The 11,871-nt window shown below is 44.4% G+C and carries 9 protein-coding genes and 1 pseudogene; 8 read left to right on the forward strand and 2 right to left on the reverse strand.

Annotation, left to right across the window (positions count from 1 at the left end):
• The 8 genes and pseudogenes from ABT997_RS05225 to ABT997_RS05260 form a co-directional block, all read left to right on the forward strand.
• A partial coding sequence (locus tag ABT997_RS05225) for an SspB-related isopeptide-forming adhesin (protein WP_350018912.1) occupies nt 1–1,366 on the forward strand: 1,366 nt, incomplete at its 5' end.
• A gap of 168 nt (nt 1,367–1,534) precedes the next feature.
• The gene (locus tag ABT997_RS05230; protein WP_343093929.1) at nt 1,535–2,401 is read left to right on the forward strand and encodes an ABC transporter permease; all 867 of its coding nucleotides are present in this window, start codon (nt 1,535–1,537) and stop codon (nt 2,399–2,401) included.
• Nucleotides 2,398–3,156 carry an ABC transporter ATP-binding protein gene (locus ABT997_RS05235; RefSeq protein ID WP_343093928.1) on the forward strand — a complete coding sequence of 253 codons (759 nt, stop codon included), beginning with the start codon at nt 2,398–2,400 and terminating at the stop codon, nt 3,154–3,156. The genes ABT997_RS05230 and ABT997_RS05235 overlap by 4 nt, the downstream gene beginning before the upstream one ends.
• Before the next feature lie 568 nt (nt 3,157–3,724).
• Entirely contained in the window at nt 3,725–4,213 is a 489-nt protein-coding gene (locus tag ABT997_RS05240; RefSeq protein WP_343093927.1) for a hypothetical protein, read from the forward strand.
• A 367-nt stretch (nt 4,214–4,580) separates the two neighbouring features.
• Nucleotides 4,581–6,242 (forward strand): ribonuclease J, encoded by a 1,662-nt coding sequence (locus tag ABT997_RS05245; protein WP_006595487.1) that lies wholly within the window; start codon nt 4,581–4,583, stop codon nt 6,240–6,242.
• Between the two features lie 73 nt (nt 6,243–6,315).
• Entirely contained in the window at nt 6,316–7,098 is a 783-nt protein-coding gene (locus ABT997_RS05250) for an alpha/beta hydrolase (protein ID WP_343093926.1), read from the forward strand.
• 98 nt (nt 7,099–7,196) lie between these two features.
• Nucleotides 7,197–8,657 (forward strand): glutamate--tRNA ligase, encoded by a 1,461-nt coding sequence (gltX, locus tag ABT997_RS05255; protein ID WP_343093925.1) that lies wholly within the window; start codon nt 7,197–7,199, stop codon nt 8,655–8,657.
• Between the two features lie 186 nt (nt 8,658–8,843).
• A pseudogene (locus tag ABT997_RS05260) lies at nt 8,844–10,061 on the forward strand (KxYKxGKxW signal peptide domain-containing protein); the annotation flags it as partial.
• Between the two features lie 755 nt (nt 10,062–10,816).
• Here the strand turns inward: ABT997_RS05260 and ABT997_RS05265 are convergent.
• Both ABT997_RS05265 and ABT997_RS05270 read right to left on the reverse strand, forming a co-directional pair.
• Nucleotides 10,817–10,981, reverse strand: a complete 165-nt coding sequence (locus tag ABT997_RS05265; protein WP_350018913.1) for a hypothetical protein — start codon at nt 10,979–10,981, stop codon at nt 10,817–10,819.
• Nucleotides 10,982–11,122: 141 nt separating this feature from the next.
• Entirely contained in the window at nt 11,123–11,359 is a 237-nt protein-coding gene (locus ABT997_RS05270) for a hypothetical protein (RefSeq protein ID WP_350018914.1), read from the reverse strand.
• Between the last annotated feature and the right edge of the window lie 512 nt (nt 11,360–11,871).

Genomic DNA, 11,871 nt, shown 5'->3' on the forward strand with positions numbered 1-11,871 from the left:
CGTTACATACGATACAATGAAAGCGAATGTAACAGTTACAGTATCACACGACGGAACAGCTAAAGTTCTTGTAGCGACTGTTGGCGAAATCGCTGATAAAGAGTTCAACAACAAGGTGACTCCACCAGAAACTCCAGAATTCAACCCAGAGAAGTATATCCTGAATGAATCTAAATTCGATATTACAGGTAACAAACTTGTTGACGATGATAAAGAGTTGGCAGACAAGGTAGCGGATACTAATAAAGATCCATATGCCGATAAGGTTGATAACAACGAAGCTCAAAATATCAATACGAAGACACTTAAGAAGGGTGATAAAGTATACTACCAAGTATGGTTGGATACAACTAAGTTCACTGAAGCGCACAATATTCAATCTGTAGGTGTAACAGATAAATATGACAGCGAAAACTTAGACGTCAACGTAGCAGAAATTAAAGCATACGACTCTGTAACAGGAGAAGATGTGACAGCTAAATTTGATATCAAGGTTGAAAATGGTGTGATCACTGCAACTTCTAAGACAGACTTGACTAAGTCACTTGGCGATGCAGAAAACACTCCAGTAATCGACACTGCTAAATTGGCATTCGGACGTTACTACAAGTTTGAGATCCCTGCAACTATCAAAGCAACAGCTAAAGATGGTGTAGATATCGAAAATACTGCTTCACAAACTGTTCACCAATACGATCCAACTAAGAAATCTGTTGAGAAACCAGAAAAACCAACAGAAAAACGTGTCGTTAACATCCCAACTAAAGTTGAATTTAACTTCACTAAGAAACTTGAAGGACGTGAGCTAAAAGAAGGTGAATTTAGCTTCGTACTTAAAGATAAAGATGGAAAAGTTATTGAAACAGTTAAGAACGATGCATCAGGAAACATCAAGTTCTCTGCATTAGAGTTCAAACGTGGAGATGAAAAAGCTAAAACTTACACTTACACTGTGGAAGAGGTTAAAGGTACTGAAGCAGGAGTTGAATACGATAAGATGGTAGCTACAGTAACAGTAACAGTTACTAAAGAAGGCAAAGTCTTAACAGCAACTTCTCAATTACCGGAAGATACTGAGTTCAACAACAAGGTAATTCCACCGAAACCACCAGTAACACCACCAACACCACCGGTGACACCACCAACACCACCGGTGACACCACCAACACCACCGGTGACACCACCAACACCACCGGTAACACCACCAACACCACCGGTGACACCACCAACACCACCGGTAACACCGCCAGCACCAGAACTTCCTTCTACTGGTGAAGAACAATCAGCTTCTGCTGCATTGTTAGGCGCTGCTCTTGGTTTGGTAGGACTTGCTGGTCTTGCAAGACGCAAGAAAAACGAAGACTAAACAAGTGGTAGACACTAACGATTCCCGCTAGGATCGTAAATGGTTTAGTTTTCCACAAGGAGGCCTCGTTCTAAGGAGTGGGGCCTTTTTGTTATTTCTTGAAAGCATTGAAATCACGTCTGGCAATATGATACAATAGAGGATATTTACAATAGTTAGGACAAAGATATGCTTATTTCGATTATTTCACAAGGCTTGATCTGGGCTATTTTGGGACTGGGGATTTTTATGACCTTTCGTATCTTGGATTTCCCGGATATGACTACAGAGGGCTCTTTCCCATTAGGGGGAGCCGTCGCGGTAACCTTGATCACCAAAGGGGTTCATCCTTTATTAGCTACCCTAGTGGCCGTAGGCGCTGGGTGTTTGGCTGGATTGGCTACAGGTCTTCTTTATACCAAAGGAAAGATTCCGACGCTGTTATCGGGGATTTTGGTGATGACTTCCTGTAACTCTGTCATTCTCTTTGTGATGCAACGGGCCAACCTAGGCTTACTAGGATACTCAAAAATCCAAGATATGATTCCTATCGCCAATGGCGTAAACGAGATTATCATTGGGATCATCTTTGTGACCCTAGTGATTGCCTCTATGATCTTCTTCTTGGATACCAAATTGGGACAGGCCTATATCGCAACAGGAGACAATCCTGAGATGGCTAAGAGCTTTGGGATCCATACCAGTCGGATGGAGTTGATGGGGCTAGTGGTTTCCAATGGGATTATTGCCTTGTCAGGTGCCTTGATGGCCCAGCAAGAAGGCTATGCAGATGCTTCTCGGGGGATCGGGGTCATCGTCGTTGGTCTGGCTAGCTTGATTATCGGAGAGGTCCTTTTCTCAAAACTAACCTTAGCAGAACGTTTGCTCAGTATCGTTATTGGATCGATCATTTATCAATTCTTGATTTGGGCTGTGATTGCTATTGGGGTCAATACCAGCTATATCCGTATCTTTAGTGCTATCATCTTGGCGATCTGTCTCATGATTCCAACCTTTAAAGAGAAACTGCTGAAAGGAGTCAAACTCAGCAAATGACCGCAATTGTAGAATTAAAAAATGCCACCATCGTGGTGAACAATGGCTTGAATGAAGAAAAAGTCATTTTGGACAATGTCTCTTTGGAGATTCATGAGCATGACTTTATCACCATTCTTGGGGGCAATGGTGCTGGAAAGTCAACCCTTTTCAACACCCTGGCGGGAACCCTTGTGCTGACCAGTGGTCAAGTCTTGATCAAGGGAGAGGACGTGACGCACTATGGTCCGGAAAAACGGGCCAAATACCTATCCCGGGTCTTCCAAGATCCAAAGATGGGGACAGCCCCTCGTATGACAGTGGCTGAGAATCTCCTGATTGCAAAATTCCGAGGAGAAAAGCGGGGCTTGATTCCTCGTCGCCTTGCCCAGTACAAAGACGAGTTTAAAGAGGTTTTAAGCCAGATTGGCAATGGTTTAGAGAAGCATGTCGATACGGCGGTAGAATTCTTATCTGGTGGACAACGTCAGGCTCTGAGTCTGTTGATGGCTACCCTGAAACGTCCTGAACTCTTACTTTTGGATGAGCATACAGCTGCCCTCGATCCCAAGACGAGTCAGGCCTTGATGGAGCTGACGGATCGATTTGTCAAAACGGATCGCCTGACTGCCTTGATGATTACCCATCATATGGAGGATGCACTTAAGTACGGGAATCGCTTGATTGTCATGAAGGATGGAAAGATTATCCAGGACTTGAATCAAGAGGAAAAGGCTAAGATGGACTTGACTGATTACTACCGTTTCTTTGAGTAAATTTAGAAACTAGTTTCAGTGTGTAATCGCTTGCAATACTGATATTAAAGGAGTATACTATAGGTGAAGATAAGGGAGAAGGGGTTGATACCAATGCCTTATAGATTCATACATTAGGTTACTTCGTTTTAGGTCTGCCTTCGCTGACACTTGATTGTGCTTTTTATAAAAAAGCCAGAACGTCGGAAATGTTAAATCGGTTGAGCCGTCAAGTAAGTCTGCTTAACTTACTAAATGACATTGAAATACGTGGAAATAGTAGTGGAAGCTTTAGATGGTTTTCGAACTTCGGTATGCTCAACTGAGTGCTTTGTAACAAAACTGAAAGAGAACTTGCAAAGAAAACCACTGGTATGTGAGAACGTACCATGAATAGAAATGAAAATCATAACTGTTGTTTTCGTTAGCCTAAATGGTTAATCGCCTCTTGTCAGTGAAGCAGACCAGACCTCTAGTCCCGTAAGACTGGAGGTCTTTTTGTCTGTCATGATAGAAAGTCGAGGTGAGGGCTGTGGGCTTGCCATATGCACATGAATATAGCTGTCGAGATCACTTTAAAGAAAGAGCAATGGAACGATTTGGAGTTGATGGAGATCAGTTGAGACGCTGGGTCAATCAGCACGTGCCCTCGCTTCATCATTTTGATAGTAGTTTTGACCAACGACCCGATACGGAAGCCTATGTAGCAGAGGACGGTGTCGTCTTTGTGTGTGATCTGAAGAATCGGGAGTTTATTACCTGCTTTCAAGCGGTCAATTTGACGGTGGATGAAGAACAGAAGGAAGTCTGTCAAGACATTCATCGTGAGAATGTGCTCGCCTATAAACATAGTCAAAGCAAGCTTCTAAATCGCTATCGCTTAAAAGAAGCCAAAGAATTGCTGGCCAATATTGATGAGCATGTCGATCGATTTTATAGCTTGTCCCAAACCCTTAAGAAGGGGGCGCTTAGCGATCGGAATTACCACCACCTAGAAGAACTGCTAAATGAGTTTCACGTCATCAAGGCAGCGATACGGGTGATTGAGAATAAGAAAAATGACTATCATACGGACTAGTGTTTCTTTTTGACAGAGTTGACAATCTAGGCTGTCGTCTTAGTCCTTAATAAAGTGAGAGTGGGACAGAAATCGGTAATTCGTTAGGATTGGATTTCGTCGTCCCACCTCCGCAAAGTTGAGTAGGGCTGTAAAAGCTGATGAAACCAGCGTAGTAGAGCCCACTCAACCACTGCGTCTTGCTCGAAAATCCAAAGACAATTGAGAGGCTAGGACTTTTGTCCCAGCCTCTTTTGTTTGATCTGACTTTTGAAAAAATCGTGAAAAAATAGTATAATGTTCTAGATATGCAAGAAATTTGCAAAACTGTAATTCGACTTGGTGAGCCAAGGACCGTAAGTATGAACCATCACATAAAGGAGAAAACATGAGTAACATTAAGTTGATTACTTTAGGTGGAGTCCGTGAAAACGGGAAAAACCTCTACATAGCTGAAGTAAATGACTCTATTTTTGTTTTGGATGCTGGTCTCAAGTATCCAGAAAATGAGCAACTAGGGGTCGATGTTGTTATTCCCAACATGGACTACCTCTTTGAGAATAGCGATCGTATCGCAGGGGTCTTTTTAACGCACGGGCATGCGGATGCCATCGGAGCACTTCCTTATCTTTTAGCGGAGGCTAAAGTTCCAGTATTTGGGTCGGAGTTGACCGTCGAGTTGGCCAAGCTCTTTGTCAAGAGTAACGACAGTGTCAAGAAGTTCAATGACTTCCATGTGATCGATGCCAATTCAGAAATCGATTTTGGAGGAACCGTTGTTTCCTTCTTCCAGACAACCCACTCTATTCCAGAAAGTTTAGGAATTGTCATCAAGACTCCTGAGGGGAACATCGTTTATACAGGAGACTTCAAGTTTGACCAGACAGCGAGTGAGTTTTATGCGACAGACTTTGCTCGTTTGGCAGAGATTGGACGCGAAGGCGTGCTAGCTCTCTTGAGTGACTCTGCTAATGCTGACAGCACTGTTCAAGTAGCTAGCGAGCAAGAAGTTGGAGATGAAATCCTGGATACCATTGGGGACTGGGATGGCCGGGTCATTGTTGCTGCTGTTGCTAGTAACCTATCACGGATCCAGCAGGTCTTTGATGCAGCTGCAGAGACAGGGCGTCGGGTTGTTTTGACTGGATTTGACGTAGAAAATATCGTCCGGACAGGGATTCGTTTAAATAAGCTTTCTTTGGCCAACGAAAAATTATTGATCAAGCCAAAAGAAATGTCTCGTTTTGAGGACCATGAATTGATTATTCTTGAAACTGGACGTATGGGTGAGCCGATCAACGGACTTCGTAAGATGTCCATTGGCCGTCACCGCTATGTCGAAATCAAGGATGGTGACTTGGTCTATATCGTAACAACTCCATCTATCGCCAAAGAAGCGGTTATGGCACGTGTAGAAAACATGGTCTACCAAGCAGGAGGAGTCGTCAAACAGATTACTCAAAGCTTGCGTGTATCAGGACATGGAAATGCGCGTGATCTGCAGTTGATGATCAACTTACTGCGTCCGAACTATCTGTTCCCAATCCAAGGGGAATACCGTGAATTGGATGCCCATGCAAGACTTGCTATGGAAGTGGGGATTTTGCCTGAAAATATCTTCATTCCGAAAAAAGGCTCCATCATGGAATATGACAATGGGGACTTCGTCCCAGCTGGTAGCGTCTCTGCAGGAGATGTTCTCATCGATGGGAATGCCATCGGAGATGTTGGGAATGTCGTTCTCCGTGACCGGAAAGTCCTTTCAGAAGATGGTATCTTTATTGTGGCTATTACGGTTAACCGTCGTGAGAAACGCATCATCTCGAAGGCAAAAGTTCACACCCGTGGCTTTGTCTACGTGAAGAAGAGTCGCGATATTTTGCGCGAAAGTGCAGAAATTGTCAACCAAAGTGTGGAAGAATACTTGGCTCAGGACAGCTTCGATTGGGGTGAGCTCAAGAGTGCTGTTCGTGATAGTTTGGCTAAGTACCTCTTTGACCAGACCAAACGTCGACCAGCTATCTTGCCAGTTGTCATGGAAGTACGCTAAGATTAACATAAGAGGAAAAGTCGATCGTCGGCTTTTTCTTGTCAAAGAAGAAAGAAATGGTGAGGAAAGATAGATGGCAGTAATGCAGATTGAATATTATTCAGAAGCGCTCGCAATGGAGTGGGGGATCAACGTCCTCTATCCAGATGCGTCTCGGGTGAAAAATCCGGATGATCAAGATATCCCGGTCCTCTATCTCCTTCATGGGATGAATGGCAATCAGTACTCCTGGTTGAAACGGACCAATGTAGAACGGATCCTACGTTCGACCAATTTGATTGTCGTTTTGCCTAATACCAATAATGGTTGGTATACAGATACACAGTATGGTTATCCCTATTACACGGCCATCGCAGAGGAATTGCCTAAGACCTTGGCACGTTTCTTCCCCAATATGACTAAGAAGCGGGAGAAGACCTTTATTGCTGGTCTATCGATGGGGGGCTATGGCTCTTTCAAACTGGCTCTTCAAACCAATCGCTTCTCGCATGCCGCTAGCTTTTCTGGTGCTCTTAGCTTTGAGGGGCGTCAACTGGCAAACACCGACCTTGAAAGTACAGCTTATTGGCAAGGGGTCTTTGGAAAGCTAGAAGATTGGACGACAAGTCCTTACTCCTTGGAAAGCATTGCGGAGAAGTACTCAGATAAAAAGACGGTCTTATGGGCTTGGTGCGGAGAGCAAGATGCTCTGTATGAGGCCAACAATATAGCTGTGGATCATCTGAAGGATCTCGGCTTTGATATCACTTACAGCCATGGACTAGGAAAACATGAATGGTTTTATTGGGAGCGGGAGTTGGAACATTTCTTAGCTACCCTGCCGATCAATTTTGAACTAGAAGAACGACTCGATTAGGAAGCTACTCCTTGGGAGATATGCTATAATAGAGTGAAAAGTACCTGGGCCAGTTAGATGAGAAGCCCAGAATCAATGAACAATTAGGAGAAACATACGTGACTAAAGATATTCGTGTGCGTTATGCACCAAGTCCAACTGGACTACTACACATCGGAAATGCTCGTACAGCATTGTTTAACTACTTGTATGCGCGCCACCATGGTGGAACTTTTATCATCCGTATCGAAGATACGGACCGCAAACGCCATGTCGAAGACGGAGAACGTTCACAGCTTGAAAACCTGCGTTGGTTGGGCATGGACTGGGATGAAAGTCCAGAGACGCATGAAAACTACCGCCAGTCTGAACGTTTGGAATTGTATCAAAAATACATCGACCAACTCTTGGCTGAAGGAAAAGCCTATAAGTCTTATGTGACAGAAGAAGAGTTGGCAGCAGAACGTGAACGCCAAGAAGCAGCAGGTGAAACACCTCGCTACATCAATGAATACCTTGGTATGAGCGAAGAAGAAAAAGCAGCTTACGTTGCAGAACGTGAAGCAGCGGGCATCATCCCGACTGTTCGTTTGGCAGTTAATGAGTCTGGTATTTACAAGTGGCATGACATGGTCAAAGGTGATATCGAGTTTGAAGGCGGCAATATCGGTGGGGACTGGGTTATCCAAAAGAAAGATGGTTACCCAACCTACAACTTTGCCGTTGTCATCGATGACCACGATATGCAAATCTCTCATGTCATTCGTGGAGATGACCACATTGCCAATACACCAAAACAACTCATGGTTTATGAAGCACTTGGTTGGGAAGCACCAGAATTTGGTCACATGACCTTGATCATCAACTCTGAAACTGGTAAGAAGTTATCTAAACGTGATACTAACACCCTTCAATTTATCGAAGATTACCGTAAGAAAGGGTACCTTCCAGAAGCAGTCTTTAACTTCATCGCCCTTCTTGGCTGGAATCCTGGTGGGGAAGATGAAATCTTCTCTCGTCAAGAACTCATTAACCTCTTTGATGAAAACCGTCTCAGCAAGTCTCCAGCAGCCTTCGACCAGAAGAAAATGGACTGGATGAGTAATGAGTACATTAAGAATGCGGATCTTGAGACTATCTTTGAAATGGCCAAACCATTCCTTGAAGAAGCAGGTCGTTTAACAGACAAGGCTGAGAAATTGGTGGAACTCTACAAACCACAAATGAAGTCGGTGGACGAAATCGTTCCATTGACAGACCTTTTCTTCTCAGACTTCCCAGAATTGACAGCAGCTGAGCGAGAAGTCATGGCTGGTGAAACGGTTCCGACTGTACTTGAAGCCTTCAAAGCAAAACTCGAAGCCATGTCAGACGATGAGTTTGTGGTAGAAAATATCTTCCCACAAATCAAAGCGGTCCAAAAGGAAACTGGTATCAAAGGGAAAAATCTCTTCATGCCAATCCGTATCGCTGTTTCAGGTGAAATGCATGGTCCAGAATTGCCAGATACCATTTACTTGCTTGGACGTGAAAAATCCATCCAACACATTGAGAAAATGTTGGCAGAAATTTCTAAATAGGAATCAGCTTTCGAAAACATGCTGTTCATTTCTAAAAAGTCATCGATTCGATGGCTTTTTTGCTGAGTTAGAGCATAGATATAGCCAAAATGATTGAAAATAGGATTCAATCATGTATAATCAAGAGAGAATAATTTTTGAGGAGAGAGGGGCATTCTTACCTTGCTAAAAAAAACATGGAATAGAGTGACGAGATTTAAATTAATAAAATCGGGGAAACATTGGATTCGAGTAGCCTGTTTGAATGCTTCTTTTTTACGACCTAAAAAAGAAAGAGATGTTTCCAATCATTCTAGTATGGATGCTCCAAGCTCTATAGCCTTAAAAGGCTTGATTGCTACTGGATCCATTATAGGTGCGACGTCAATCGTGCATCAAGCAACTGCTGATGAACTAGCAGATCCAACTATACAGTCAGAAGTAGCTTCAGAAGTGGGAGTGGTTGGTAAAGATAGCTTGGTGTTAGGCAGTGTGGAACAGTCGTCAATGACAAGTCTGTCTACGAGCGAGTGGTCTTCATCAGACTTACAGAGTGGGTCTCTTTCTACTACTTTGTTCATGAAGCATTCTGAAGCACTCTCTACTTCAATGACGGAAGTTAGCGTCCTTTCAAATGGGGTTCAAGAGGCTGTAACCGTCTCAGATCCTGCTAGGGACAAACAGCTTCAAAGTATAGCTCGGGACCTTTATTCCTATATAGAGCAAGCGAAAGAATTGAAAGGTGGAGAAGGAGTTGTGTTGGAAGCGGAAGAGGCTCTGGAGGCGATCCGTAACCAATTAGCCAATCCGGATCAAGATGGAGAGGCGACTCTTCTTCAGGCCAAGTCTGCTCGGAATCGCTTGGTCAATGCTGTGTTAAGAGAGCAATCAGGGAAGAGAGATCCGCGTACAGGTAGTGCCTTAGAAGCGGACAGTGCCTTTCGTACTCCTTTTGTCATGAGCGGTCCGGCAAATAATCATCTCATTACAGCTTATAATTCAGATCCAATTAGGTTGCAATACATTGTGAGAGAGCAGAATGGTGGCGTCATTCTCACTTATATGGGCTATGCTCCCAATAGTGAACGGGTTGAGGGGGTTCTCGTTCCCAATGCAACCTTGAAATCGCCTTTTGCTCCCATGTTGATTGAAGGGAAAGTAGGAGGTACAGAGGTTGTCGAACCTGGGAAGACTTATACAATCACGGTTCGTTTTACCAATGCTAGAAATCAGTTCCTCGACCGTTCTTTCCGCATTAAAGTGTTACCTCAAAATGATGGTATCCGAAATCCAATTGCTCCAGTGACTTCTAATACTCAAGTGACTGATTTGACCAATCTGACAGAGTCTGAAAAAGCGCAGATTTGGGAAAAATTCAAGGCAGGAAATCCACGTCTACTGGCGTCTAAGGATTTTAAGAGCTATTCAGTCTCTGCAACTGGAGACATTACGGTTGTCTTTAAGGATGATACGTCCAATACTGTAAAGGTGCCTTTGACAGAGGATCCTCGAACGCAGTCGCTCTCGGTGAGTTATTCACTGAGCGTATCTGAAGTGCAAAGTACTTCTCAAATGCGGTCACAATCGGCCAAGTTATCAGAGTCTTTGTCTGAGAACTATTCAGAATCGGAGAGTGCATCAACATCAATCGTTGTTTCTCAAAGCACCTCGCTCTCTACAAGTCTCTCGGTATCACAAGCGGCATCTCAATCTTTGAGTATTCTAGAATCAGAGAGACTTTCAGAATCTGCATTAGCTTCAGAAAGTGAGTCTACATCAGTCAGTGTGGTGCTTTCAGAGAGTCAGTCAAAATCTGTAAGTGGATCAGAATCGTTGAGTACCTCTGTATCAGCCAGTGCTTCTCTTTCGACTTCTAAGTTAGCGTCGATCAGTCAGTCAGCGTCGATAAGTGTTTCAGAATCAGTCTCAGAATCGTTAAGTGCTTCTCTTTTGACTTCTAAGTCAGAGTCGGTCAGTCAGTCGGCGTCGGCAAGTATCTCAGCATCAGTCTCAGACTCGTTGAGCACTTCGGTTTCTGCCAGTGAGTCAGTTTCGACTTCTGAGTCAGCGTCGATCAGCCAGTCTGCCTCGGCAAGTGTCTCAGAGTCAGTCTCCGAATCCTTGAGTACCTCGGTTTCCTCCAGTGAGTCGGTTTCGACCTCTAAGTCAGCGTCGCTCAGTCAGTCGGTATCGGCAAGTGTCTCAGAGTCAGTCTCAGGATCGTTAAGCACTTCGGTTTCCTCCAGTGAGTCATTTTCGACCTCTGAGTCAGCGTCAGTCAGCCAGTCGGCGTCGGCAAGTGTTTCGGAATCGGTTTCAGACTCGTTGAGCACTTCGGTTTCCATAAGTGAGTCATTTTCGACTTCCGAGTCAGAGTCGATCAGTCAGTCTGTATCGGCAAGTGTTTCAGAGTCAGTCTCAGACTCGTTGAGTACCTCGGTTTTCTCCAGTGAGTCAGTTTCGACCTCTGAGTCAGCGTCGATCAGTCAGTCTGCGTCGGCAAGTATTTCGGAGTCGGTTTCAGACTCGTTGAGTATTTCTGTATCAGCCAGTGAGTCAGCGTCGATCAGCCAGTCGGTGTCATTAAGTATCTCCGAATCAGCCTCAGGATCGTTAAGTGCTTCGGTTTTAGAAAGTGAGTCAGTTTCGACCTCAGACTCCGAGTCGATCAGCCAGTCGGTGTCATTAAGTATCTCCGAATCAGGCTCAGGATCGTTAAGCACTTCGGTTTCCACAAGCGAGTCAATTTCGACATCTCAATCAGAGTTGCTCAGCCAGTCGGTGTCATTAAGTATCTCCGAATCAGTCTCAGGATCGTTAAACACTTCGGTTTCCACAAGTGAGTCAATTTTGACATCTCAATCCGAGTCAATCAGTCAGTCGGCGTCATTAAGTATCTCCGAATCAGTCTCAGGATCGTTAAGCACTTCGGTTTCCACAAGCGAGTCAATTTCGACATCTCAATCAGAGTTGCTCAGTCAGTCGGCGTCATTAAGTATCTCCGAATCAGTCTCAGGATCGTTGAGCACTTCGGTTTCCTCCAGTGAGTCAGTTTCGACCTCTAAGTCAGAGTCGGTCAGTCAGTCTGCCTCGGAAAGTATTTCGGAGTCGGTTTCAGACTCGTTGAGTATTTCTGTATCAGCCAGTGAGTCAGCGTCGATCAGCCAGTCGGTGTCATTAAGTATCTCCGAATCAGGCTCAGGATCGTTAAGCACTTCGGTTTCCACAAGCGCGT

Origin of the sequence: Streptococcus australis (assembly GCF_040226615.1) — a bacterium.
Classification (GTDB): Bacteria; Bacillota; Bacilli; order Lactobacillales; family Streptococcaceae; genus Streptococcus; species Streptococcus australis_E.